18 protein-coding genes are annotated in these 25,720 nt (G+C 47.1%); 11 read left to right on the forward strand and 7 right to left on the reverse strand.

Translation table 11 applies throughout. The features are described 5' to 3' along the window. The first annotated feature begins 23 nt into the window (after positions 1 to 23). A complete protein-coding gene (locus tag ACL9RG_RS06875; RefSeq protein WP_422791853.1) occupies positions 24 to 437 on the forward strand; it encodes a GlcG/HbpS family heme-binding protein in 414 nt (137 codons plus the stop codon). Positions 438 to 865: 428 nt separating this feature from the next. Beyond that, positions 866 to 1,261, forward strand: a complete 396-nt coding sequence (locus ACL9RG_RS06880) for a hypothetical protein (RefSeq protein WP_422791854.1) — start codon at positions 866 to 868, stop codon at positions 1,259 to 1,261. Positions 1,262 to 1,468: 207 nt separating this feature from the next. Here ACL9RG_RS06880 and ACL9RG_RS06885 read toward each other — a convergent pair whose 3' ends face one another. Beyond that, the gene (locus ACL9RG_RS06885) at positions 1,469 to 2,647 is read right to left on the reverse strand and encodes a M20 aminoacylase family protein (protein ID WP_422791855.1); all 1,179 of its coding nucleotides are present in this window, start codon (positions 2,645 to 2,647) and stop codon (positions 1,469 to 1,471) included. A 564-nt stretch (positions 2,648 to 3,211) separates the two neighbouring features. On the opposite strand from ACL9RG_RS06885, the gene ACL9RG_RS06890 reads away from it, so the two are divergent. The 5 genes from ACL9RG_RS06890 (at position 3,212) to ACL9RG_RS06910 (ending at position 11,786) form a co-directional block, all read left to right on the forward strand. Then, on the forward strand, positions 3,212 to 6,001 hold the full coding sequence (locus ACL9RG_RS06890) for a WG repeat-containing protein (RefSeq protein ID WP_422791856.1): 2,790 nt from the start codon (positions 3,212 to 3,214) through the stop codon (positions 5,999 to 6,001). Then, positions 5,998 to 8,886: a WG repeat-containing protein gene (locus tag ACL9RG_RS06895; RefSeq protein WP_422791857.1), complete on the forward strand. Its 2,889-nt coding sequence runs from the start codon at positions 5,998 to 6,000 to the stop codon at positions 8,884 to 8,886. The genes ACL9RG_RS06890 and ACL9RG_RS06895 overlap by 4 nt, the downstream gene beginning before the upstream one ends. 338 nt (positions 8,887 to 9,224) lie before the next feature. Then, the gene (locus tag ACL9RG_RS06900) at positions 9,225 to 10,571 is read left to right on the forward strand and encodes an MFS transporter (protein WP_422791858.1); all 1,347 of its coding nucleotides are present in this window, start codon (positions 9,225 to 9,227) and stop codon (positions 10,569 to 10,571) included. Between the two features lie 114 nt (positions 10,572 to 10,685). After that, positions 10,686 to 11,075 (forward strand): ASCH domain-containing protein, encoded by a 390-nt coding sequence (locus ACL9RG_RS06905; protein WP_422791973.1) that lies wholly within the window; start codon positions 10,686 to 10,688, stop codon positions 11,073 to 11,075. Between the two features lie 78 nt (positions 11,076 to 11,153). After that, the gene (locus ACL9RG_RS06910) at positions 11,154 to 11,786 is read left to right on the forward strand and encodes a hypothetical protein (RefSeq protein ID WP_422791859.1); all 633 of its coding nucleotides are present in this window, start codon (positions 11,154 to 11,156) and stop codon (positions 11,784 to 11,786) included. 104 nt (positions 11,787 to 11,890) lie between these two features. Here the strand turns inward: ACL9RG_RS06910 and ACL9RG_RS06915 are convergent, their stop codons facing one another. The 4 genes from ACL9RG_RS06915 to yebS form a co-directional block, all read right to left on the reverse strand. Next, positions 11,891 to 12,133 (reverse strand): DUF1480 family protein, encoded by a 243-nt coding sequence (locus tag ACL9RG_RS06915; protein WP_422791860.1) that lies wholly within the window; start codon positions 12,131 to 12,133, stop codon positions 11,891 to 11,893. Positions 12,134 to 12,311: 178 nt separating this feature from the next. After that, on the reverse strand, positions 12,312 to 14,018 hold the full coding sequence (locus ACL9RG_RS06920) for a diguanylate cyclase (protein WP_422791861.1): 1,707 nt from the start codon (positions 14,016 to 14,018) through the stop codon (positions 12,312 to 12,314). A 300-nt stretch (positions 14,019 to 14,318) separates the two neighbouring features. Beyond that, a complete protein-coding gene (locus ACL9RG_RS06925; protein WP_422791862.1) occupies positions 14,319 to 16,949 on the reverse strand; it encodes an MlaD family protein in 2,631 nt (876 codons plus the stop codon). Beyond that, positions 16,918 to 18,165 (reverse strand): membrane integrity lipid transport subunit YebS, encoded by a 1,248-nt coding sequence (yebS, locus tag ACL9RG_RS06930; RefSeq protein WP_422791863.1) that lies wholly within the window; start codon positions 18,163 to 18,165, stop codon positions 16,918 to 16,920. The genes ACL9RG_RS06925 and yebS overlap by 32 nt, the downstream gene beginning before the upstream one ends. 245 nt (positions 18,166 to 18,410) lie before the next feature. Here yebS and ACL9RG_RS06935 point away from each other — a divergent pair, with 245 nt between their 5' ends. The 4 genes from ACL9RG_RS06935 (at position 18,411) to htpX (ending at position 23,008) form a co-directional block, all read left to right on the forward strand. After that, positions 18,411 to 18,908 carry a GAF domain-containing protein gene (locus ACL9RG_RS06935; protein ID WP_422791864.1) on the forward strand — a complete coding sequence of 166 codons (498 nt, stop codon included), beginning with the start codon at positions 18,411 to 18,413 and terminating at the stop codon, positions 18,906 to 18,908. 95 nt (positions 18,909 to 19,003) lie between these two features. Next, entirely contained in the window at positions 19,004 to 19,693 is a 690-nt protein-coding gene (gene proQ / locus ACL9RG_RS06940; RefSeq protein ID WP_422791865.1) for an RNA chaperone ProQ, read from the forward strand. Positions 19,694 to 19,712: 19 nt separating this feature from the next. Further along, entirely contained in the window at positions 19,713 to 21,776 is a 2,064-nt protein-coding gene (gene prc, locus ACL9RG_RS06945; RefSeq protein WP_422791866.1) for a carboxy terminal-processing peptidase, read from the forward strand. 347 nt (positions 21,777 to 22,123) lie between these two features. After that, on the forward strand, positions 22,124 to 23,008 hold the full coding sequence (gene htpX, locus ACL9RG_RS06950; protein WP_422791867.1) for a protease HtpX: 885 nt from the start codon (positions 22,124 to 22,126) through the stop codon (positions 23,006 to 23,008). Positions 23,009 to 23,099: 91 nt separating this feature from the next. On the opposite strand, the gene ACL9RG_RS06955 is transcribed toward htpX, so the two are convergent. Both ACL9RG_RS06955 and lpxO read right to left on the reverse strand, forming a co-directional pair. After that, complete coding sequence (locus tag ACL9RG_RS06955; protein WP_422791868.1) at positions 23,100 to 24,491, reverse strand: MFS transporter; 1,392 nt, start codon at positions 24,489 to 24,491, stop codon at positions 23,100 to 23,102. A 295-nt stretch (positions 24,492 to 24,786) separates the two neighbouring features. Continuing rightward, positions 24,787 to 25,692 (reverse strand): lipid A hydroxylase LpxO, encoded by a 906-nt coding sequence (gene lpxO, locus ACL9RG_RS06960; protein ID WP_422791869.1) that lies wholly within the window; start codon positions 25,690 to 25,692, stop codon positions 24,787 to 24,789. Positions 25,693 to 25,720 lie beyond the last annotated feature (28 nt).

Here is a 25,720-nt window from a genome sequence, read left to right on the forward strand (position 1 = left end):
GAAAATAATCAGGGTAGTTAACCATGAAACTGACTTTAGCTGCTGCCGAAGCTGTGATTGCGGCAGCCAAACATTATGTTGCTGAACAGGGATATCCGCCGGTTTGTATTAGCATTCTTGACGAGGCGGCTTACCCGCTGGCTTTTGCACGTATGGATGGCACATTCCTGGCGACTATAGATATCGCTTATCAAAAAGCCAAAACGGCGGCGCTATTTAAAGCCAATAGTGACAAAGTAGGCGCTAATTTCCTACCGGGTGCGCCGGCTTACTCGTTAGAAAACAGTAATGGTGGTTTAGTCGGTATTGGTGGTGGCGTAGCGCTTTATGACGCCGAACACTGTTTTGTTGGTGCAGTAGGGATTTCTGGTGCCACCATTGAGCAAGATTTAGCGATTGCTTTGTTTGCTGCCAACGCACTATCGGCTAATCGTTAAGTTCATCATTGGCACTTTTCTAAAAATAAATCATTGAGCCGTTATAAAGGTTCAACACTTGAAAACACGTTCAATTTTTTAAAATTGAAGATTTGAATATCGAAAATCCCGCGCTTGGCTGAGAAAAGTCATACCAGATAAGCTTTACCTGAATCAATTTTCATTTTTAGGTAAAGCTTTCGTCAATTGAAGGTTTAGTTAAGTAAACCCGCTAGCACCTAGGGCTACTAAAGCCTATGTTACCGCATCTTATGTCCACTCTTTATTGCCTAAGATGATTTAAAATAGTTTAGGTTTTTTCTTAGTAGCAGTATTAGCAAATGATTTCAGATATGGCTTATTGGCCTGTCTATTCATTTGTGTCACTCTTTTTTTACGGTCTTCTTACTTACTTTCATGTATTAGCTGGTTATTTTTTGGAGAGTTTCGTGCGTAAATTAGTTTTGATATGTGCTGCATTGGTTTTAGCCGGTTGTTCTAGCGGTCCCTACGAACCAACGCAGCAGATATTACAAGCCTATACAGTTGATAACCCAGGTTCGACTAAAATCCGTGTTCATCGCCAGCCGCAAATAAAGGGCTCTATTCTGGACGAAAGCTGCCCGTTGATTGTGTATGTCGATCAGAAAGAAGCCGCTGCGTTACAGAAAAATCAATATGCAGATCTCTATGTCTCGCAAGGCAAACATGATTTAAAGGTCAAATTCTCATGTGCCATTACCCCGATGTCAAAATCGCTGACACTGGTCGCTGATGGTAATTATCAGGATTATGAAACTTCGCTCAGTGCGACAGGGCAATATTTGCTGACTCGCACCAAATGATGTTTAACAGGTACGCAGGATGCGTACCTGTCAGACTGCTGACAAAGTCGGTTATTAGGGAAAGTAAGGCGTTGGGGTCGTAGCGAGCTTGCTCGCCGGAGCGCCCCTAGCTTTACTAAGCCCGGCTATCTCGATATCGAAGACAACTTTGCCACCACACTCACAGGTACGCAGCATACGTACCTGTTTTTGTATGAATCGCTGACGTTACTCAGCCAAATAGCGTTCTACCAATCGCGTCCAGTAAGCGACACCAAACGGCAAACTCTGGTCGTTAAAATCATAGGCTGGGTGGTGCAAAGACGCGGTATTGCCGTTCCCCATACGCAGGAAACATCCCGGCTTTTCTTGCAGATAATAGGCAAAATCCTCACTACCAGAAATTGGCGCTAAATCGGTGATGACGTTCTCTTCGCCGATTAATTCTTGTGCCACCTGTATAGCGAAGTCTGTCTCTTCTTTATGATTGACCAACACCGGATAACCACGTTCGTAATCAATCTCGGCTGTTGCGCCATAACCTTGTGCATGGCTGGTGACTAATGAGCAAATACGCTCTTCGAGCAGTTTTCTCACCCCAGCATCAAATGAGCGAATGGTGATCTCCATATAGGCGGTATCAGGGATCACGTTTGAGGCATGTCCTGCGTGTAGCGTACCGACTGTGACCACTGCGGTTTGATTCGGGTCGATATTACGTGAGACAACAGATTGCAGCGCCATCACTAAACTACTGGCGACTAAAATCGGGTCAACGGCGAGCTGTGGACGTGCCGCATGCCCCCCTTTTCCTTGCACCGTAATCTTGGCCGTATCGCAGGCCGCCAAAAATGCGCCGTGGCGGAACATAATTTTACCAACCGGGTAACCGGGATGGTTATGCAACCCATAGATAGCATCGCAAGGGAAACGCTCAAACAAATTATCGGCCAGCATCCGCTGTGCACCGCTATTAAAGCCAATCTCTTCTGCTGGTTGAAAAATCAAATGTACCGTACCGGAAAAATGACGCGTGCGGGACAACTGTTCTGCTGCACCCAATAGCATTGCTGTATGCCCATCATGCCCACAAGCGTGCATGACGCCTTCAGTTTTGCTGGCATAACTCACACCGGATTGCTCAGTAATAGGCAACGCATCCATATCGGCACGAATGCCGATTGTGCGTCCGCCGGTACCTTGCTTGAGTGTCCCGACGACGCCGAAGCCTCCTATACCCGTTGTCACTTCATAACCGAGGCTCAACAACTTGCTGGCAACAAACTTGGCTGTTTCGGCCTCGAGGTTGGAAAGTTCTGGATGTTGGTGCAGATGTTGGCGGATTTCACGCAGCCCCGGTTCCAGATCGGCTACGTCAGCGAGGGTACAATGTTGGCTGTTGTTCATGTCGGGTAATCTACTTTGTTGTTTACGTAAAATGTTTGAGCGTCTAAGTGAACTTAGCTATATAAGTTCGCTGGATGAGTAATGGAAGCTGCAAAACAGAATGCAGCGCATAAAGCACAATGGCAATATCTTGGCCGCTTGGCTGAACAGCTTGGATTATCTTGCTAAATATCGGGCTAAAGTAAGGTGAGAATTTTTTTCAATAGAGAGTTGAGCGCAGTCTGTGGCGTGGCATCTGTCTGAATGGATTAATGGTGGCTAAAAAACACTCAGATGCTAACGTTAAAAGAGGTTCTACTCAGTGGTAATGGAGAAAGGCTGGATATTTGGACAGTGAAGTTGATGAGGATTGGGATATTTTAACGACAATTAAATGTATCTATCTGTTACGGCCTCATAAAGTAGCTGCTTTTTCTTCCACAAGCTGACACCCTATAAGACAATAGTAGTGAATTGAATATACCTTTAACTTTGCTGGTTAGTCGTGTTGATGCTGGCCGTAAGCAGAGAATTTTACCAGATTTGCACACCGCACACTCACATCACCTATCAAAAGGGAATCGGATGATGTTTTCCGACACATTAAAAAATGCAATGAGTTATAGCGCGTTAGCCCTAGCTCTGAGTGCAACCTTTAGTTTATCAGCCCGTGCTGACCAGGCTTGGCAACAAGATTGTGGCAGTGCGAAAACCGCAGCCAATTGCCAGTTGCCTTTCCAGCAGGGGTTGGCTGCCGTGTTACTAGGAAGTACGCACGATGCTAAAGGATTATGGGGCTTTATTGAGCCTAGTGGCAAAATCGCCATCAGCCCAGCATTTTCGCAAGTAAGTAGCTTCGTTAATGGGCTGGCCGCAGCAAAGAAAAATGATCTCTACGGATATATCGACACTCAAGGCAATTGGGCAATTGAACCGCGTTTTAGTCGAGCTACGGATTTCAACGCACAGGGTACCGCACTGGTTGTAACGGACAGCCGCTTAGCGCTGATCGACCGTAAAGGTGCGATTATTAAGACCTTGCCATTTGCTGCTTCGCTCGATAGCGCCGGTTTTGTTAATGGCCAAGCGCTCGCCAGCGTACAGGTTCAAGTTTCACCAGCGTTATGGGATGCAAAAACTGGCCGCTCGCTGGCGCTTCCTGATGACGTGATGAATATCGAACAACCCCAGTCTGGTTTGATCCCAGCACAAAAACGCGACAGTGCCGATAGCGGCTATTGGGGGTATTTGGATGACAATGGCGAATGGGCTATTGACCCTATCAAATTAAAAACTCGTGATTTACCTATTCTAAATGGCGATGTTGTTGCGGTTAAGAACAAGAATGATTGGGCCTTTTTCGACAAGCTTGGTGTGAGCTTGAATAAAGAACAATACAAGTCAGTACGCCCATTGCGCTCCGGCAGTTGGATAGTCACAGATAGCAACAATAATCAGCAACTACTAGACAGTAAGTTATCGAAAATTCAGGATATTCCTGCTGAACTGACGGAGAGTTGGCAAGAGTGGGGCGACTGGCTGATTGGGCACAGCGCCAAAGGTGTTGTTTTGGTTGGTGCGGACAATCAAATAATTACCCTCAAAGTCAACAAGCCGACCTTACTACAGCAAAATGGCCACCTGTGGGTGCTGCAAGGCGCTAACGATAAATCCCCTGAGCTAGTACAAATCTATGATAACCATGGCGTTGGTTTGCTGACCGATACCACGTTAAAGGCGCTGCATGAATATAATATTCAGCCGCTAGCTAATGCGTTATCTGCAACAGACAATAACCAGCCTGCATTCAATCAAGCATCACCGGAAACGGCGGTGCAATTACCTTGGGCAATATTAACGCCGACTGATACTAAAAAAACACCGGCAATACTCAACGCTCAAGGGGCGATATTCTCTGATCCGCAATGGTCGGCGATTGATGCACAAGTGCATCAGGCTCCGTTACTTGTCCAGACTGAAAATGGCATGACGGGGGCAGTCGATGCCAATGGACAGTGGATTATTCAGCCCCAATTCAAAACGATCGCGCCATTTGATGGCAATTACACTTGGGCGACACAAGTTGAAAATAATATACCTATTCGCCGCCTGATTGACCGTAGTGGCAATGTCGTTGATGTACCGACCCGCGTTCTACAAACAAGCCAGGCGATATCCGGTGATATTCTGCTGACCGCCGAAGGTGAAAATAATGCGCGTCGCTGGGGGCTGTGGGACATTAACAGCAAGCGCGCTAAACCCGTGCCAGTGTTGACGGAAATAGAGCCTTTCCAGCAAGGCTATGCGCTAGCGAAAAGCCCTGCCGGTTGGGGCGTGCTGCAACAGGATGGTAATTGGGCTATTGCCCCAGACACCGCGCGGACAGGAAAGCCTGAACCCGTCGGTGCCGGTATATTTGTGATTGCCGATAACGAGCCACAAAATGTTAGTGACAGGGCCAGTGCCCGCTATCACTTATTTGATGCGGCAAGCGGCCAAATAATTTCTCCAGATTTATTAGATAAGCCACAAAATGTCGGTCAAGACCACTGGTTAGTTAGTCTGACGGCGGGCGGCACCGCATTGTTGGATAGCGATGGGCGTGCAGTGCTGAGCAAACAAATTGTTCCCGCAACGACGCAGATTAAAGGCAATCGTGTATTGCTCAAATTTGGTGCGCAATATGGTGCCATCGATAGTCAAGGCCAATGGCAAATTCACCCTCTTTACTCCAGTGAACTCGATTTTGTTGCTCCACTCAACTGGGCAAGTGTTGTGAGCGATAAACGTATTGCACTGATTGACGATCGCGGCGCACAGCCATTGCCAGATATGGACGATGCACAGCCTTTAGCCTCAATGCCGCTAATCACGATGAATGATGACACTACCGGTGAAACGGTGCTTTATGATTCCGATGCCCAGGAAATTCAACGCTACCCAGGGTTGAGCAGCATTATTGCCAGCCGGGCCAGCGAAGATCGCGTGCCGCTGCGTGGTGATAATGGCTTATACGGTTTTATTGATGCCAAAGGGAAAAAAGTCATTGGGCCTTATTTCAATTATGTTAGCGCGATGAAAGAAGGGCGCGCTCAGGCAGTGAAACAAGATAATTACGGCAGCCTGGTCGGGTATATCGACGCGACTGGCCGTTATGCGATTGCTCCTGGCTATGACTGGGGAAGTGATTTTAGCGAAAAACGCGCTTGGGTCAGCGCTAAAGGTCAGGTGCAGTTGATCAATCAAGAGGGTACGATACAAGCTAAAGTGGTCGTGCGTTGCAATCAACGCATTGTGATCGGGGCGGATAATCATCCCCTTTGGCCAGCGAAAGTACCTACTTGTGCAGCAACTCCGGCTGGAGGGAACCAATGAGTCGAGTTACACGCCCATTAAATTTAGCGATTCGCTTTGCTCTGCAGGCTGGCGGCATTTTTAGTGCTTTAGCATTGAGTCATTCTGCTTGGGCGGAAACGGCTCCGTGCTTTATCAAACAACCTAATGACGTGGCTGAGCAGCAAATACGGATGGCGCTGCCGATGACGCAGAGTCTTTGCATTCGTGATGTGCATGAAGGCCGTGCTGCTGTGTTATTACCGGACGCTAATCTTGCGATTGATGATGTAGCCTTGACAAAGGGGTTAAGCGCCCATCGCTGGGGCTTTTTAGACAATCGTGGTCAGTTAGTGATTAAACCAACGTTTGAGCAAGTGGGTGATTTCCATTATGCGCTGGCCGCGGCGATGCAAAATGGCAAATGGGGATTCATTGATACCACCGGAAATTGGGTTATTCAGCCCGTTTTTGATGAGGTTCAACCTTTTACCCAAGCCGAGCTGACGGTAGCCACTCGCGATAATAAAATCGAGGTGATTAACCGCAAAGGCGAGGCCATCGGCCAGCCGCTAGACGAACTGGTTGATGATGCACAGGTTAGTGATGGCAATCCGGTGCGTTTGCGCTTGAGCTATAAAACGGTGCTGCTTTCACCTGATGGCCGCCGCCATGTGGCGAGCGATAAAATGGAAATCATCCAGCCCTTTACTAACCAAGGTTTATTTATCGCCCGCGATGCCGATAAAGGTTATGGCATTGCTGATGATGAGCTCGCTTGGCATGTTCAGCCACAATTTAGCGCGATGACATTGAGCAATGTAAACCCAAGTCTGGTGCTCGCCAAAAGCAGCGACGGTATGACATTAATCAGAGCCGACGGCTCGGTTGTTGATCAAAAATATCAATCGGTTACGCCATTAAACGGCCAGTTCTGGCTAGCAAAAACGGCAGATAAAACCATGTTGCTCGACAATAATGCTGCGCCGATTAGCTCACTCAACGAAAGCCAGGCTGCAGGGCTAAGCGCACAGGGCGATTTTCTGTTGGACTCGAGTGGCAAAGAGACGCTTAGCATCTATGTCGCAGGGCGAAAACAACCGCTAACGCTGCCAGCAGGTAGCAAACTCTATCAAGTGATTGATGGTTATTTACTTACTCAGCACGACGACGAGAATAAAGTGAATGCCATTATTACTCAGTCTGCAGCGATGATTGGCGGCGCGCAGGCCGTAGGTTGGTTGGCGCAAATTAGTCAGGCAGAAACGATTGATGGGCGTTTGTGGCTGCGTGATAAAGAGGGCAAGCTACTCAATATTGTTGATGCGAAAGGTAAAGCATTATTGAGTCAGAAAACCCTGAATACCTTGGTCGGATATCATATCCAGCCGTTAATTTCCGTTCACGATAATAGCGCTAGTGCTCCATTAGCATTGATTCGCCCGAGTGAAGGAAGCGAGAAAACCGGAGCCGGTTTTGTACGAGCCGACGGCAGTGTGCAACTGGAAGACAAATGGCAAGATATCCAACCGGCGGATAACAGTGAAAATGTTGCCGGCGGGTTAGCGCAACACTTTATCGTAAAAAGCGTACAAGGCACCGGTATCGTTGATGCCCAAGGCAAAACGCTAATGCCTCTGACGCAAGATAATATCGCGCCTTTCGTACATGGCTATGCTTTTGATTACCTTGATGGCAAGTTGAGTGTCATTGATGTCAGTGGTAAGCATTTTGCTCTGCCAGATTTCTTCGAGCTGGAATCTATTGGTGACGGTTGGTTCCGCTATCGTGAAACGGCAGCTGATGGGGCGTTGTGGGGGATTTATGATGTCCTGACACAAAAAACCATCGTTGCGCCAACTTATCAATCGGTCGGGAGTTATGCCAACGGATTAGCGGATGTTCAATTGCCTGATGGGCTATGGGGCATGCTCGATCAGCAGGGGAAGCTGCTCACTGATGCAAAATATGCGGGTATCAGACGTATTAATTCAACACTGTGGAAAGGTACCTTACCGGTCGCCTCGTCCGAAAATCAATCTACGGTTCCCGCTTCGCAGCTGCAATCTGAGCTTCTTGGCAACGATGGTAAGGTCCGTATTGGCTTAACTAACGGGCTGATGGTTACGCAGTTTAATGATGGCCGTCTACTGGCTACGTTAGGAGAAGGCCAATCCTGGTTGCTCAATTCACAGGGCAATGTCGAATTGCACGAGCAGCAGACCAAGATCACTGCCGTCGGCAATTGGGTGAAGTTGTCTCGCCAGCCGCAGGAAGGCTACCTTAATGCGCAGGGTAACTGGCAAATTCCATTAACGAGTAGTCAAGGTTCCGCCTTTGTTAATGGACGCGCGTTGCGTACAACGAGTACAGGTACCGAGCTGATTGATGACAAAGGTACACAGCTGGCGACATTACCTGCGGGTCAATGGTATTGGCCGTTAGCTAGCGATATGGCTATTGCTTACGATAATCAGCCGAGTGGCATGACGACTCGTTATGTTGATAGCAGCGGTAAGCCGACCTTGACTGTACAAGGTGAGGGCAGCCGTATGCTGGCAGGAAAAGCGGTGCTTACTCGTGCAGATGGCAGCAAAACCTGGATTGACACGCAGGGCCACCCTATGACTAACGTCAATTATGCTGATTTGGGGGTAGCTTCTGAAGGTTTAGCTTTTGCCGAAGTGGGTAATCATTACGGCTATCTCGATGCTAATGGTAACTTTGTTATTCCACCGGTATTTAGGGCTGTTTCTGCCTTTGATCACGGTATGGCGACGGTATCTACCAGTAATACATCAATGCTTATTGATAGTAGCGGTAAACTGCTGGCTCGCGTGGATAACGAGTGTGGCGTTAGAGTATTATATAACGCAGGAAGCCAGCGTTTGTGGCCGGAGAAAATGCCGGTGCAATGCCATGAGTAATTAGTCTTATTGGTTCAAGATAGAAAAGCCGCTCAGTTCATCATGAGCGGCTTTTTTAATGGCAAGCGATTGATACTCACGTAAAGTCACGGATAAATTTAGGCTGGTATCCTGTCCAAAGCGGGGCGTTAGTATCTCGTTGTTGCCCATTTCTCATCACAGTCTTGGCCTGTGGTGACAACAAAATTTGCTGCTTTATTCATCCCTCCTTAATAAATTCTATATTTTCATTAAGTTATAGTTTTGCTCATCACTTCTCTTCTGAAACTACCCGCTGGTGGCTATCTGGCATTGTTATTGCTTGATAATCGCTATCATGATGTTCAGGAGATTCGTTTATGCACACTTCACTTCCCGATAGCCGCTATCGTTACCGCATTTTTGCCATGATGTTTTTCATTGCGCTGATTAACTATATCGATCGTGGTGCGTTGTCATTTGCTGCGAATGATATTTCCCGAGAATTCAGTTTTAACAAAGCACAGCTAGGCCAGGTTCTGGGCTATTTTGGTTTCGGCTATCTGTTTGGATCGCTATGCGGTGGCTTTCTTTCTGATCGTATCGGTAGCAAAAAAGTATGGTTGATGGCGGGGATCCTTTGGTCACTGCTGGAGATGGCAACGGCTTGGGCCGGGCAAGTGGGAATGGCGCTATTTGGCGGTTCGGCAATTTTAGGATTCGCAGCGCTACGTATCTTGTTTGGTTTTGTTGAAGGGCCAACTTATGCGCTAATGAATAAGACCAATTCCGTTTGGGCACCGCGCAAAGAGCGTGGGTTCTCTCTGGGAATTGGATTGCTGAGTACTCAAGTCGGGGCAATGTTAACTGCACCTATCGCTGTAGGTTTGCTGCTGCTGACCCACGATTGGCGCAGTATGTTTATCGTGCTGGGTTTGTGTTCATTGATTGCCATCGTAGCGTTCGGCTGTTTCTTTACCGATACGCCGGAACAGCATCCGCGGGTCAATGCGAGCGAGTTGGCGATTATACGTGCAGATCAGCAGCCAGAAATGCCACAGAAGCCGCTGTCGTGGCGCGTGTTTTTCACGAACCGAACTTTGGTGCTTAATGCGCTGGGTTATTTCTCGTTTCTGTACGTGACTTTTGTGTTGGTGAGCTGGGGACCAAAATATTTACAGGATACTTTTAACTATAATCTGCAATCGCTGTGGTATATCGCCATGATCCCGTGGAGCGGTGCTTGTTTCACTGTGTTGCTTGGCGGACGCATTACCGATGCTCTGCTTAAACGTTTTAATAATCTGCGGCTGGCTCGCAACTTGTTTGCTGCGGTGACGCTACTGCTCACCGCGACCTGTTTTATGCTGATCCCTTATATGCGGTCACCCACTGAAATCATTCTGTTGATGACGCTGGGCAATGCGCTAAATGCCTTGGTCAATAATATCTATTGGTCAGTAGTTATTGATGTGACGCCGAAATCCTCAGTGGGGACATTCAGCGGTATGACGCTGGCGATTGCGAATGTCGCTTCGATCAGTGCGCCAATACTTAGCGGTTGGTTAGCACAATATCATGGTTACGGCGCCATGTTCTCTGCGACGGCGTTAGTGTCGTTTTGCAGCATGTTATGTATGGCATTTTTGCAGCCAGAGAAAAAAATTATACAAAATGATTCGCCGGTTGAGTCATCTTATGTTGTGCCTAACGGCGTGAAAGTATAATCATGGAATGTTGATATTCAGACTTGCTTAATCTCGCACACAAAACTTGTTTATCCGTGTTAATGTTTATTGATAACCACCTGTGAGTACTATCAATTAAAAGGATAAATTATGATCCCTCAGATCCCACAAAAGTATAAGGCCGCGGAGCGTTGGTCTTTTGGTGACAACGAGGCGCAGGCCGATGAATTGGCTCAACGAGTGATTGCGGGGGTTAAAACCGCAACCTGTGCCAATCTTGATGATGAAGGTGAACCAGAGCCTGGAGAGATTTTTGTGGTCGTGGATGGGCGTAACAACCCCGTTTGCGCTGTACAGTTGACCGAGGTGAAGCAAGTCGCTTTTGACTTGGTTTCTGAACAGCATGCCTGGGAAGAAGGGGAAGGTGACCGCACATTGGCGTCATGGCGTCGTGAGCATCAACGCTTTTTTGAAGCCTACGACATGTTTGCCCCTGATATGCCGCTATTGTTGATGAAATTTAAATTGGTTGAAACCTTCTAATACCTTATAGGCCGCTGGAGATGATATCTCGGCGGCCTAACAGTTTTGTCGATCATGCCGAGTCATCAAGAGAATTCCATGTCTTCTTTATCCCCTTCGCTTAACGTGCCTTACTTTAATCAATGGGAAGCGCCGGAGCTGGCCGCTGAGATTGTTGCAAAACGACTGTCGCTAAAAGATGTGGCACAGTGGCGCGCATCTGGCGCTAAATCTCAACATGAATTTATAGAGTGGGCCAGCCATGTATGCGGTATGTGCTGTCTAAAAATGGCCTTAGCAGCAACCCGTGATGAAATTATCCCTACTCTGGAATTAACTCGCCGCAGTCTGCCTTATGGTACCTATGTGCGCGAAGGGGATAACATTCGCGGTTTGATTTATTCCCCTTTTGTTGATTTTGTACGAGAGGAGTGGGATATCGAGGCTCAGGTTTGTGTTGATATCGATGTGCGGGATATTGCCCGTGAGTTAGAGAATAAACACTTTTTTATCGCCTCAGTTCACCCATCGATTCGCCAACCAGCATCGTCCCCACCAAAGCGTGGCGGCCATTTAGTGTTAGTCAGCCAAGTGGAGCAGGGAGTCATTACATTCCATAATCCTTCGGGGGATGTGCCTGCTTCACAATCTAATGTGAGGCTACCGTTAGATACTTTTAGCCGTTTCTTCGCAGGAAGAGGCATTGCTTTAATAAAAAACACAGGCCGTTAGTTTCCCTGTCACCTTGGCAAAATTACATAAAAAAACCTGCGTTTTATAAATAAAACTAACGCAGGTTTTTCAGATTAGCCTAAACATCACAGACCTTAATGAGATTACTCGAACCGTAAAATCCACTCATCTTTGTGTTTGTCGTATTTGTCTTTGTAAAGTATCGAATGTTGACCATTTAGTACCGCAGGGACACTGGTGTGATCATCCCATGCATCTAATTGCATACATAAATCTGGATCTGATTGGCAGGGAATGTGCACGGTATCACCGCTTTTAGCTTCATCAGAAGACAGATGAGCGTCATCTATTTCATAACTGCCGATCTTTATGCTCGATTTTCCCATTGATGACTCCCTTTATATGCTCAGCATCATAAACTACTCATGTAGAGGTATGACCAGTAAGGGTCACTTATTGAGAATAATAGATAGGTTGAAAAAACACCACCCCAAATTTTTCGAGTGGTGTCGATCATCGCATCAGCAAATCGCCGAAGTGTGAGGAGCAGGAGTATTTAAAACGCTAAGAGGTCACGGGCAGGGTATTAATTTGGTTACGGCCATTTTTCTTGGATAAATACAGCGCCTTATCGGCAGCACTGACGATATCAGATTGATCATGAATCTTATTATCAACTTCTGGATAAAATGTTGCGATACCGACGCTTAATGTCACGCGATTGAACTCGCTAAAACTATGTTTGATACCGAGAGTTTTAATCGCGTCCATAATTTGTGTCGTAACGACCAAAGCACCTGATTGATCGGTATCCGGCAGGATAGCAGCGAATTCTTCACCACCAAAACGTGTGACAATATCGGTATTACGTTTAAGTGATTTACGCAGTGTCCTGGCGACCAAACGCAAACAGGCATCCCCGGAAAGATGTCCGTACAAATCGTTAAAGTTTTTGAAATAATCGATGTCCATCATGACCACCGTCAACGGGGTGCCGCTGCGTCTGGCTCGCATATATTCGTGGCTTAGTACTTTTTTGAATTCACGGCGATTGGGTAATTTTGTCAGTGCGTCGGTTCTCGCCTGAATCTCTAAACGACGATTGGCTTTTAGCAGTTTTAATTCCAGTAATTTGCGCTCATGGACATCTTCTGCTGTGCCGTACCAACGCTGGATGCTGCCGTCTGAATCGTAACTTGCCGCCGCACGAATACGCATCCAATTCCACCCGCGATCGACATGGCAAAACCGAATTTCAATATCCAGAGGCCCGCCGGTTTTAAGACAGTGTTCCCAAGCTTCAATTGCTCTGCGCCGATCTTCAATGTGGATGCTTTGAATCCATTTATCATCCAGAATATCTTGTCGGGTAATCCCCGTGATGCGCTGGAAGCGCGAACTTACGTCGCTCAATAACCCTTTAGGATTGGCTGTCCACGAAATTTGCGGGCTAAGCTCCACCATGTTGCGGTAGTGCTCTTGGCTATCGCGCAATGCTTGTTCCATTTGCTTCATGCTGGTGATATCAATCATCGCTACTGATATCCCACTGAGTTTGCTGTACTTATCGTAGGCTGGCTTGATGCGAACAAAGAAAATCCGCTCACTATTCTCAATCTTAAATTCTTTATCGGGGGCGACGTTATGTTGTCCTGCGAGTACCAGCTCATCTGCCAACTGCCTGGCTAGCTCAGGAATAAAAGTTCCCACTAGGCTGCCAATCACTTGGTAGTGTGGCAGGCCAATGATTGTAGCCATGGCATCATTTACCGTGACAAAGCGCATTTCCAAATCGATAAAACACAAGCCAACTGGCGCGTTGGAATAAATGCTTTCTAGCTGAAAAAGGCGCTGCCCAGGTGCAGAATTTAGAGCGGTTAGATTGCGATCAATGCCACGATAGCCACGGAAAACGCCGCGATCGTCAAAGAGTGGGACGCCGCTGCTTTCGAGCATAATCTCACTGCCATCAGCACGAACATTACGGTTCAGCAGGCCGCTAAAAGGAATTCTGCGCTCAGCGATAGCGGCAAATTGTGCGCTGACATATTTAGCCTCTTCGGCGGGCATAAAATCGGAAGGTTTTTTACCCAAAATTTGTTCAGGCGAGATACCGAGAAACTCTATGCTTTTATTGGATGAAAAAACGTAGCGTCCCTGGGTGTCAACTTCCCAGATCCAATCGGAATTGTTGTCGATAATATCGCGCAGACTTGCCATTTCACGCAGGAGATTGCGCTCGACTGATTGGGTTTTTATTTCATCCGACATTAGTGCTTCTCCTACTGGCAAGGTTTTATTTGCGTCTGTCAGACTGCAAATTGCAGAGCCTGCGCATTAAACCTATTGGGTATGTTATGCCTTATTTCGGAGAAGACTCTCGCTAACTGGGCATTTCTAAGACAATAATAACTTGTTGGATAAGATTATTCCTATCTAAAATTGCAATGTGGTGGGATAAGTCGCGAGAATAATTAACTTTTAATAAAACAAAGTGATGATTACGGAAGGAAGCTTTCAGACGATATAAATTTCCTAAAACCGCCCGGGGGCGGTTTTAGGAAGTAGAGATCAGTTTTTAGGGATAGCGGTGCCCCAGCCTTGCCAGTTTTTAGGCTCTTCAGGGTTGAGCAGGAAGTGATGGCCGCTCGCGGCTTTAGGTGCCACAGGTGTTGATGGCGGGGTAGCGAAGGCTATACCGCCGCGGATGAACTGCTGGAAGGTGCCGCTTTTAAATGAGCCACCAGTGAGTCCAAACTGCAAGTTGTAACCAGAAGCCTGCCAGAACACTGAATTATCACGCACCAGATAAGCGTATTTTTTACTCACGCGTAAGGTCACATTAACTCTGTCTGCCATATCACCTAAATAGAAACCGGTGACTGTACCTACTTCAATACCGCGGAATAACACGGGAGTACCAATTTGTAGTGATCCCACTTCAGCAGCATCGACAACAATCGCTAATCCATCGGTATAACGTGAGTCAGTGATACTGGCTGTTTGCAAATCAAACCGGCGTGTTGCCGAGCCATGTCCTGCTTCCACATTGATGTAAGGCTGTAGCAGGGTATCGAGATTATTCACACCAGCCGCAGAGATTTGTGGCGAAACAATCGAGAACCGGCTGCCAACTCGTGCAAAAGTGTCAACATACTCAGGATAGAGAACGGCTTTCGCTTCAACCTGATGTAATTGTGCATCGAGTTGCAGAGATTCAACCTGGCCAACGGTAATGCCTAAGTAGCGAATTGGCATGCCCGCTGAGAGTTTGCTGGCGTCAAAGGTTTGCAGCGTAATCTGGCTACCGACGGCTCGTGCTGAGGTTTCAGAGTCGTACAGCACGCGTTTAGCGCCTTTGGCAACTTGAACGCCATCAAAGTTATCGAAGCTAATGGCTCCTTTCAATGTTCTATCCAGCGGGGCAACTTGCACCGTTAGTCCATTGCCATTGAGCTGTACTTTAGCGCCACCTTCAGCCCAAAAAATACTTTTTGCTGTGAGTAAGTTGCGATATTCGGGGCGTATATAGACATCGACTTCAAACTCATTGGCTTTAGGTTGGACGTCAATTATCTGGCCTACCTGAAACTTACGATACAGCACTACGGAACCGGCCTGGACATTCGGCAAGCTTTTTGCTGTCAGCACCACCGTTGTTGCAGGGTGCTCGCCAATCATTCCTTCGGCGGCTTTTTCAGCATTGCTATAAAGTGGGTATTCTCGCGTTGGATCGCCCTTGCTGCCTGGAATGATCCTGACGCCGCCATCAATCCACTCTTGGGCGCTGGCGCCAAGCACTTCCATGCCATCAATACCCAACTTGACATCGACTCGGCTGTTAACCACAAATTTACTGTCTTTATGCAACAATTGTTTAAATTGTGATTTTATCGCGAGGTTAAAAACAATGCCGCGGTCGGTCAATTTTCTATCTAGTATCTGACCAATAACAATGCCGTGTAATAACACCGGCTGACCAGCATCAATGCCATAGCTTTGCGGGGCAACGAGCGTCAATGTCAGTACTCCGGGGTCTTGCAGCATCTTTTGGCTGCTATCGAGCACGACAAAATGTTTTTGAGGTTGGCCATCCCCCGGCAATAGCTCGAATGTATTACCGGTTAACAGTTGGCTGAGCTTGGCATCATTAAGACTGATTTTTGGACTGTTCATCTCAATGCGTGTACCGCTGCGCATCAAGTCTAAAACGGAAGGATCGACGGTAAGTTTACCGGTTACTTTATTGCCGTCTTGTAGGGAGATTTTAGTTAATGTACCGACCTGTAAACCTTGGTATAGCAGCGGAGTTCGGCCTTCGTTTAAACCATCAGCATTAGGTAAATCAAGGCTGATTTCGACACCGCGCTGACTTTGCGCCAAGTCTGGATAAAGCTCGTACGATTGGTCGTTTTTGGCCGGTTGCCCATCATCAGGGGAATCTAATGAAATCGCGCCGTTGACCAAGGCGGCCAAGCTTTCCATTTTTACGCTGGCACCGCTGAGGCTGAAATCCCCTTTAAACCCGGAAACATTCCAAAAACGGCTGTTATTTTTAACTAAATGCGAAAAACGGCGTTCGATCAGAACATCGATAGTGACGCCATTGTTGCTGCTATCAATATCGTAGTCATAGACTTTGCCGATTGGGATTTTACGATAATAAACTAGTGAGCCGGTGTTCAATGAGCCTAAGTCACGGGCATGCAAATGCACCATCAACTCGCCGGTATTCAAACGATATTTGGGCTGAGTATCTAATGCGGTGAAATGATCCTTTTCATTACCAGTGCCTGGCATCATACCGATATAGTTACCACCGACGAGCGCATCAAGTCCTGATACGCCTGCCAGAGAGGCTTTGGGCGTGACCAGCCAAAATTGTGTTCCTTCGCGCAGAGAATCGGCGAGGTCGCTTTTAATACTGACCTTGACCGAAATCGTGCGCAGATCTTTACTCAGACTAATTGATTCCACGGTACCGACGTCAACGCCTTGGTAACGGATAGGCGTTCGACCAGCGACAATGCCTGCTGCGGATTGGAAATCGATAGTCACGGTGGTGCCGCGATCCTGATAATTGCCATACAACAACCAACCGGCTATCAGTAGTGCAATAAAAGGCAACAACCAGAAAGGGGAGATCCGGCGTCTATTGGTAACCCGAGCTTCAATCGGTGTATTCGGCTTCTCTTGTGGCATGTGCATCCCAAATCAAACGACTGTCCAGCCATTCTACGGCAAGAATAGTAAGTATAACCGCCGCGCCAAAGTAGAACCCGGCCGGACCCATGGTGAAAGAAAGTAGTTGGTCGCGATTAACCAGCGACATCATCAACGAGATGACAAATAAATCGAGCATTGACCAACGCCCAATCCAGTGCACCAGTCTGAGCAACCTGATACGAGTTTTCAGTCCTTGATGCGCTTTAAAATGAATGCTCAACAGTAGCGTCAACATTACGATAACTTTGGTAAAAGGTACCAGTACGCTGGCAATAAACACAATGGCTGCAATGGGGACATTACCTGAAGTTGCGAGCGACACCACGCCAGAAAAAATCGTGTCGTCAAGCCGCTGACCATTGGCATAAATAATTGAAATAGGCAGCAGATTTGCTGGGATCAGTAGCACAATGGCGGAAATAAGTGCTGCCCAGGTTTTCTGCAAGCTATGTTTGTAACGTTCACGCATAGGCACGTGGCAGCGAGGGCAGCGTCCACGACTATCTGGATGACCGGTAAACTTACAGGCCAGGCACAGGCGTAATGACGATGGCACGCCTTTGGGGCGAGGTTGCGGGTAAAACTCATCCCACAGTTGCTCAATATTTAGATTAATTAGCGTTAATGTGACCAGTACAGTCAGCAACAGGTAGGCGACTAACGCCGGGCCGGTGTTGATATCGGCATATTCCTGAATTTTAATGCAGGCTACACCCATACCTACCAGGTAAATATCCAGCATCACCCAATCTTTCAAGCGATCGAGCATCAGCAGCACCGGTTTCAGATTCATCCCTAAGCGATGACCAAAATAGAGATATAAAATAGAGCAGGCTAATGTGAGTGGGGCGCCGATAGTACAAAAGGCCACCATGCTGGCGGTTAGGGGATCTCCCTGACTTGACATCTGCCAGATGCCCTCTAGCAGACTTGCGTTAATCGAACTTCCTAGTAAGCGAATACGAATTAATGGCTCGCTATAGGCAAAAGGCATCAGTAATAAAATACTGAGGGCGATAATGATTAAACGCGGAAGAGAACATACTTTGCCTTTTTCGACTTTTGCGTTACAACGTGGGCAGTGTGCCGTTTGGGTTCGATGCAGGGCTGGCATAGCGAACAAATAGTCACACTCACTACAACGTTGGTAGCGAGTTTGTGGTAAAGGACTTGATATTGCTCGTATTTTCATATGGCGTGAATCAAAATGGAGCCTGTTATTTTATCGAAGGCCACGCCTGAACAACAGGCAATCAGCAGAAATCAGGTTTTTTTGGCAAAATAACGTATCATGCTCAGCGCAGAACATACATTGTAAGATAGTCTTTTAGAATAGACATCGGATTAACCTTGTTCATATACGCATTTAATGCTTATTTTATAGGCTCTAAGCCCGCATAGATGGCTATTTACCCTTAGCTTTTTAATGGTTATTACATGAATAAAGACGAGTTCTACACGGAATTAAAACGTGACCTTAATGCGTTGATCGCTGGTGAAAATAATTTCATTGCGACATTATCAAACACTAGCGCTTTACTGTATGAGCGTCTTGAGGGCGTAAACTGGGCTGGCTTTTATCTGATGGATGGCCAAGAGCTGGTTCTGGGGCCGTTTCAGGGGAAAATTGCCTGCGTGCGTATTCCGGTAGGTAAAGGTGTGTGCGGTACAGCTGTTGCTGAAAACGCCGTACAGCGTGTCGATGATGTTCACGCTTTCCCTGGTCATATTGCCTGTGATGCCGCAAGTAACGCAGAAATCGTGCTGCCAATTACCATTGGTGGACAAATTATTGGCGTTTTAGATATTGATAGCACCCTTTATCAACGCTTTGATGAAGAAGACGAAAAAGGGTTAACTGCACTGGTAGCAGGGCTTTGTCAGCACCTGGAACACAGTGATGCAGCAAAATATGTCAATTTGATCGCAAGTTGATCGTCGGATCACGTAGCATTTACTGATGGTGTCATTATAATGTCGCCTGTTCATGCCTGCGCCGGTTGGCAAACCCGTTGTAATCAGGAAATTTCATGGAAAATCAACCTAAGTTGAACAGTAGCAAAGAAGTTATCGCCTTTTTAGCAGAGCGTTTTCCGCTGTGCTTTAGTGCTGAGGGTGAAGCACGCCCATTAAAGATCGGTATTTTTCAGGATCTGGTAGAGCGCGTGCAAAGTGAAGAAAATTTAAGCAAAACACAATTGCGTTCTGCTTTGCGCCTCTATACCTCAAGTTGGCGTTATTTGTACGGCGTCAAAGTTGGCGCTCAGCGCGTTGATTTAGACGGTAATGCGTGTGGCGAGCTGGAAGAACAGCATGTCGAACATGCTCGCAAACAATTGGAAGAAGCAAAAGCCCGCGTTCAAGCACAACGTGCTGAACAACAGGCAAAACGTCGCGAAGCTAACGGTGAAAATGCCGAGCCGCGCCGTCCACGCCCGGCAGCAAGAAAACCTGCTCCGCGACGTGAAAATGCCCCTGCCGCCGTTGCTGGTCAAGAAAATCGTAAACCGCGGCCACCTCGTCCGCCACGTGAGGCTCGCCAACCGCGTCAGGTGCCAGTTACAGATATTTCAGCACTGCAGATTGGCCAGGAAATAAAAGTCCGTGCTGGGCAGAGTGCGATGGATGCCACCGTTTTGGAAATTGCAAAAGACGGCGTTCGCGTACAACTTTCTTCGGGTCTCGCGATGATCGTACGCGCAGAACACTTGCAGTTCTGATACGGAGGCCAACTCAGGCATGAACAAATTCGTTAAATTAAGCATGATCGCGGGCCTGTTTTTATCGGGAGCGCTGTTGGTTAATACCAGCTTTGCGAATGATAATGCCCCCGTTACACTCAGTCAGCTTCCTCAATTGACTCAAGATCCGCAAGATGCAACGGTTAGTGAGCGTGTTACCGCACGCTTTACCCGTTCGCACTACCGTCAATTTGACCTTAATGCCGATTTTGCGGGCAAGATTTTCGACCGTTATTTAAATATGCTCGACTACAGCCATAATGTATTCATGGCTTCTGATATTGCTCAATTTGCCAGCAAACGTGGCGAGTTGGGAGAAGAATTAAAGTCGGGTAAATTAGTGACGCCTTATGCGCTGTTTAATCTTGCGCAGAAACGTCGTTTTGAGCGTTATCAATATGCGTTAAGCGTACTTGAACGCCCGATGAATTTTACCGGCAATGACACTATTGATCTGGACCGCAGCAAAGCGCCTTGGCCGAAAGATCAGAGTGAATTGGATAATCTGTGGGATGCTAAAGTCAAATATGATGAGCTGAACCTCAAATTAACCGGCAAAAACGATCAAGAAATTCGTGAAGTGCTGACCAAACGCTATCGTTTTGCGATGAAGCGATTGACTCAGAGCAACAGCGAAGATGTTTTCCAGTTGATCATGAATGCGTTTGCGCATGAAATTGACCCGCATACTAATTACCTGTCGCCACGTAGTACTGAGCAATTTAATACTGAAATGAGCCTGTCTCTGGAAGGTATTGGCGCCGTGCTGCAAATGGATGACGATTACACTGTTATCAACTCTGTCGTCGCCGGTGGCCCTGCTGCGAAGAGTAAAGCTATTGCCGTTGGTGACCGCATCGTTGGTGTTGGCCAGACAGGCAAACCGATAGTTGATGTGATTGGCTGGCGTCTTGATGATGTTGTCGCTTTGATCAAAGGTCCAAAAGGCAGCAAAGTTCGTCTGGAGATTTTGCCTGCGGGTAAAGGCACGAAGACTCGTACTATTACTCTGACTCGCGAAAAAATCCGCTTGGAAGACCGCGCGGTGAAAATGACCATCAAGCAAGTGGGTAATACCAAAGTTGCAGTGATGGATATTCCTGGCTTCTACGTTGGTCTGACGGACGATGTCAAAGTGCAGTTGCAGAAGATGGCTAAGCAGAACGTTAACAGTCTGGTTATCGACCTGCGTACCAACGGCGGCGGTGCATTGACTGAAGCTGTCTCACTGTCTGGACTATTTATCCCAAGTGGCCCGGTGGTGCAGGTACGTGATAATAACGGTCATATCCGTCAGGATAGCGATACCGATGGCGTGGTGTATTACAAAGGCCCGTTAGTGGTATTAGTTGACCGTTTCAGCGCCTCGGCTTCTGAGATCTTTGCCGCAGCGATGCAAGACTATGGTCGTGCGTTGATCGTGGGTGAACCAACCTTCGGTAAAGGGACCGTTCAGCAATATCGTTCGCTAAATCGTATTTACGATCAGATGTTGCGTCCTGAATGGCCAGCATTAGGCTCACTGCAATACACCATCCAGAAATTCTACCGTATCAACGGTGGCAGCACGCAGATCAAAGGTGTTACGCCTGATTTGATTATGCCAACCGGTATTGAAGCGCCAGAAACGGGTGAGAAGTTTGAAGATAACGCATTGCCTTGGGATAGCATCAGCGCGGCGGCTTACACCAAAGTCGGTGATTTGAAGCCATTCATTCCTGAGCTGCTCAAAGAGCATAATGCACGTATCGCCAATGACCCTGAGTTCCAGTACATTCAACAAGATATTGCTCGTTATAATGCATTGAAAGATAAGAAAAACACGGTTTCTCTTAACTTTGCTGTGCGTGATAAAGAAGATAAGGAAGACGATGCACGTCGTCTGACTCGTCTGAATGAGCGCTTTGCGCGTGAAGGTAAAAAACCGCTGAAGTCTCTTGATGATTTACCAAAAGACTACGTAGGGCCAGATCCTTATTTGGATGAAGCAGACAAGATTGCTGTTGATCTGCAGAACCTTGAAAAGGCCCAAGGTACGTCAGGTGCTAGTACGGCGAAATAAAGCCAGACCGCTTATCGTTTTTAGATAAAGTGGTTAGTGAACAAAAAAAGCGCACTTCGGTGCGCTTTTTTTATCGGCATTCCTGGTGCTCTGCTACCCAACGTTCGATACTGATTCTCTCTAAAACATCTGGTGGTGCAGTCATTGGCTGACATAAAATGACATCAATTGTAAAGTATTGTTAATTTAGTCGTTTCTCACCTGTTTACCCTTGAATCCTGTAGGGAAGCCCATAGGATCTAGCAAGCGCCGTCATCTGACTTGCGCTGTTTAGCAGCGTAAGTTTTTATCTGCAAAACGATTTGATTTGCCATAGCAATGAAATAACAAAGAGGAAATAAAATTTTATGATGCGTATAGCATTGTTCCTACTGACTAACCTGGCTGTGATGTTGGTCTTTGGGGTGATTCTTAGCCTGACAGGCATCCGTTCAAGCAGTATTCCTGGCTTGATTATCATGGCGGGTTTGTTTGGTTTCGGCGGCTCTTTTGTTTCCCTGTTGATGTCAAAATGGATGGCATTGCGATCTGTTGGCGGGGAGGTCATTGAACAGCCTCGCAATGAAACTGAGCAGTGGTTGATGAACGTGGTTCGCCGCCAGTCACAACAAGCGGGCATTGCGATGCCGCAGGTGGCAATTTATCATGCACAAGATATCAACGCTTTTGCCACGGGAGCACGTCGTGATGCTTCTCTGGTTGCTGTAAGTACCGGGCTATTGCAAAGCATGAGCCAGGACGAAGCGGAAGCCGTTATTGCCCACGAAATTAGCCATATCTCTAATGGTGATATGGTGACGATGACCTTGATTCAGGGGGTGGTGAATACCTTCGTGATATTTATTTCTCGTTTGCTGGCACAGGTTGCCTCCGGATTCCTTTCCGGCAACCGTGACGATGACAGTGAGAGTAGCAACGGCAACCCGATGATTTATTTCGTGGTGGCGACGGTACTGGAATTAGTATTCGGCATTTTGGCCAGCATTATCACCATGTGGTTCTCGCGTCATCGTGAGTTCTATGCGGATGCGGGTTCTGCCAAGTTGGTAGGGCGTGAAAAAATGATTGCCGCCTTACAGCGTTTGAAAACCAGTCATGAGCCACAGGAAGCAGGCAGCATGATGGCACTGTGTATTAACGGCAAATCCAAATCGCTGAGTGAGCTCTTTATGTCTCACCCACCGTTAGACAAGCGTATCGAAGCGCTGCGCAGCGGCCAGTACATCAAATAAGTGATACTACTTTTGCTCTAAACAATCAGGCCCGGCAATTGCCGGGCCTGATTGTTTCTACTGACTGTGCATATTGTTACGCGAAATAGGCTTAAGAGGAGACAATGTTGTTTTGCTCTCTTGGTTTCTGAGCCATGCGCGATAAGCTAAAGCAGACACCGACAATGGCGACAATGCCAGCCAGGATCAGCGAAGCGTGGGTGCCGTGCATTGGGAACAAATTGAACATGAGTGCGACTAATGCTGCACCGGTACTTTGTCCCAATAGACGCGCTGTGCCGAGTAAACCACTGGCGCCACCGCTGCGATGACGCGGCGCAGATGAAACAATCGTGTGATTGTTTGGCGACTGGAACAGCCCGAAGCCCGCACCACAAATAATCATGCGCCAAATAATATTCAGATTAGAAGGATGGTCTGGTAGCAATGCCAGCGAGAAAAGACCAAAGGCAAAGATAGCCAAGCCGATACCACCGAGTATCCCCGCGTGATAGCGCTCAACCAGTCGACCAGATATAGGTGCCATGACCATGGTTGCCAGTGGCCAAGGTGTTAACACTAGCCCCGTTGACACTTCATCCAGACCCAATGTGTTTTGCAAGAAGAAGGGCAAAGAAACAAGAGCGAGCATCTGCCCGGCAAAAGAGCACATCGAGGTACACAATGATAATGAAAAAATCGGGATACGTAGCAGATCGACAGGCAACAGCGGTGAAGGACGCGATAGTTGGCGACGTATAAAGAACCAGCCGATGACTACTAATCCAACAACTTCAGCCAGTATTAGCGAATGGTTTACGCCTTGTGCATAACCGCTAATCACGCTGATGAGCAAACCGAAAGTTAACGCATTCATCAAGCTACTGGCAAAATCAAAACGTTGGCCTTGATTCTTGTTTGGGTTCATTGGCAAATACTTGATCCCCATAAAGAAGGCCAATATAGCGATAGGGACATTGATAGCGAATAACCAAGGCCATGAGGCAAGAGAAAGTACCCCGGCTGCGACCGTTGGGCCTGCCGCTGCTGAAACGGCAACGATCAACGAGTTAACGCCCATCCCGCGGCCTAAAAATTTCTGCGGATAGATAATACGAACGAGAGCGACATTTACACTCATAATGGCCGCAGCACCAAAGCCCTGTAGAATTCGAGCAACGGTCAGCGTAAGAAGAGAGTCAGACAGGGCACAAGCTAGCGATGTACCTCCGAAAACTAATAATCCAATCTGATAAATGCGTCGATAGCCAAAAATTTCACCTAGTGAAGCGAGTGACAACAACGAAATAGTAATCGCTAATTGATAAGCGTTGACGATCCAGATAGAAGCAGCGGGACTGGCATTGAGATCTTTAGCAATAGTAGGGAGTGCGACGTTAGCGATAGCACCGTCAAGTACGGCAACGGTTACCCCGAGCGCTATGGTGAAAATCGCACCATAACGTTGTGGTATGGGTAAACCATCATTTGTGATCGTTGTCATTGAGTGAATCGGCGTTTCGTTAATGATAATTGGTAAGAATATTATCATGCTAATTATCGATTTTTACGAATGCTGAATATTCAGATTTGCTTATTATTTGTAACCAGAGTTAACGCCTGTTGTTACATATACAAAGGCGGATAGTCGACATTATGTCGGGAAAACAACGAGAGAAGCATGGCAGAAGAGGGGACAGTTTGGCCGTTTTTTTCAAGAAGTTTTATAGTAATCGCGGGGTAGGATTTTTTTTACCCACGAATAATTCTCGTGGGTAAATGTCGTTGTATAAACGAACTTATCTCAGGCTAGGAATGATGATAGCGGCAAGAATTGCGGCGATAACAATCCATTTGAGCAAGTAGTAAGTTTTACGGCTGCGTGCTTTAAGCGCCTGTCCGCCATTACGCAATGCATATACGTATTTGAATATACGATTAATAAAGCCAGTGCGATCTTGGTCATCATTTGGTGAGCTGGCGGCCGACATTAATGTACTACCAACCCAATGATTGACATGCTGTGCCCAGCGCCATTTCATCTTTCGCTCAACATCACAGAACAGAATAATACGCGTTTCGTCAGTTTTGTTTTCAGCCCAGTGAACAAAGGTTTCATCAAAGATGACCGGTTTGCCATCACGCCAGCTGTGCTTGATACCATCGACTTCAATGAAGCAGCGATCGTCGTTAGGTGTCATCAAACCCAGGTGATAACGTACTGAGCCAGCGTAAGGGTCGCGGTGTTTACCCAAATAGCTACCAGAAGGCAACTCAGCAAACATCGCCGCTTTGATTGACGGAATACTATTAACTAATTCAACGGTTTTCGGACAAAGTGTTTCTGCCGAAGGGTGGCTATCGCCGTACCATTTTAAATAAAAACGCTTCCACCCACGTTTGAAGAACGTATTAAAGCCTGCATCATTATTGGTTTTCGCGGCTTTGATGTGATCCTGTAAACGCACGGCTTCATCACGGATGACCTCCCAGTTTTCAGTTAGCTTCTGCAACTCTGGAAAATCCTCCGCAGGGAAATAAGGCTTGGAGGGAAGGGCAGAAAAGCCGGTCATAAACATATTCACCGGGCCCATAAACGTCGAATGATCGAGCAACTGACGAGAAAATTTTTGTTTAACCTTGCCGCGAGAATGGGCATATATAAAGCTGATAACAAAAATAGTAAGAATGATTATGGCTACCATAGGTTCCATCCTCTAAAAATTAGCTGTA

The sequence above is a fragment of the Rouxiella sp. Mn2063 genome, assembly GCF_049319665.1.
Classification (GTDB): Bacteria; Pseudomonadota; Gammaproteobacteria; order Enterobacterales; family Enterobacteriaceae; genus JBMOUD01.

Excerpts from the sequence above, each read along its gene's own strand:
- ACL9RG_RS06890 (WP_422791856.1), top strand. The coding sequence starts at position 3,212 with ATGATGTTTTCCGACACATTAAAAAATGCAATGAGTTATAGCGCGTTA.
- ACL9RG_RS06895 (WP_422791857.1), top strand. The coding sequence starts at position 5,998 with ATGAGTCGAGTTACACGCCCATTAAATTTAGCGATTCGCTTTGCTCTG.
- ACL9RG_RS06925 (WP_422791862.1), bottom strand. The coding sequence starts at position 16,949 with ATGCCACAAGAGAAGCCGAATACACCGATTGAAGCTCGGGTTACCAAT.
- lpxO (WP_422791869.1), bottom strand. The coding sequence starts at position 25,692 with ATGGTAGCCATAATCATTCTTACTATTTTTGTTATCAGCTTTATATAT.
- ACL9RG_RS06955 (WP_422791868.1), bottom strand. The coding sequence starts at position 24,491 with ATGACAACGATCACAAATGATGGTTTACCCATACCACAACGTTATGGT.
- ACL9RG_RS06875 (WP_422791853.1), top strand. The coding sequence starts at position 24 with ATGAAACTGACTTTAGCTGCTGCCGAAGCTGTGATTGCGGCAGCCAAA.
- ACL9RG_RS06915 (WP_422791860.1), bottom strand. The coding sequence starts at position 12,133 with ATGGGAAAATCGAGCATAAAGATCGGCAGTTATGAAATAGATGACGCT.
- ACL9RG_RS06885 (WP_422791855.1), bottom strand. The coding sequence starts at position 2,647 with ATGAACAACAGCCAACATTGTACCCTCGCTGACGTAGCCGATCTGGAA.
- ACL9RG_RS06935 (WP_422791864.1), top strand. The coding sequence starts at position 18,411 with ATGAATAAAGACGAGTTCTACACGGAATTAAAACGTGACCTTAATGCG.
- ACL9RG_RS06920 (WP_422791861.1), bottom strand. The coding sequence starts at position 14,018 with ATGTCGGATGAAATAAAAACCCAATCAGTCGAGCGCAATCTCCTGCGT.
- proQ (WP_422791865.1), top strand. The coding sequence starts at position 19,004 with ATGGAAAATCAACCTAAGTTGAACAGTAGCAAAGAAGTTATCGCCTTT.
- htpX (WP_422791867.1), top strand. The coding sequence starts at position 22,124 with ATGATGCGTATAGCATTGTTCCTACTGACTAACCTGGCTGTGATGTTG.
- prc (WP_422791866.1), top strand. The coding sequence starts at position 19,713 with ATGAACAAATTCGTTAAATTAAGCATGATCGCGGGCCTGTTTTTATCG.
- ACL9RG_RS06900 (WP_422791858.1), top strand. The coding sequence starts at position 9,225 with ATGCACACTTCACTTCCCGATAGCCGCTATCGTTACCGCATTTTTGCC.
- yebS (WP_422791863.1), bottom strand. The coding sequence starts at position 18,165 with ATGAAAATACGAGCAATATCAAGTCCTTTACCACAAACTCGCTACCAA.
- ACL9RG_RS06910 (WP_422791859.1), top strand. The coding sequence starts at position 11,154 with ATGTCTTCTTTATCCCCTTCGCTTAACGTGCCTTACTTTAATCAATGG.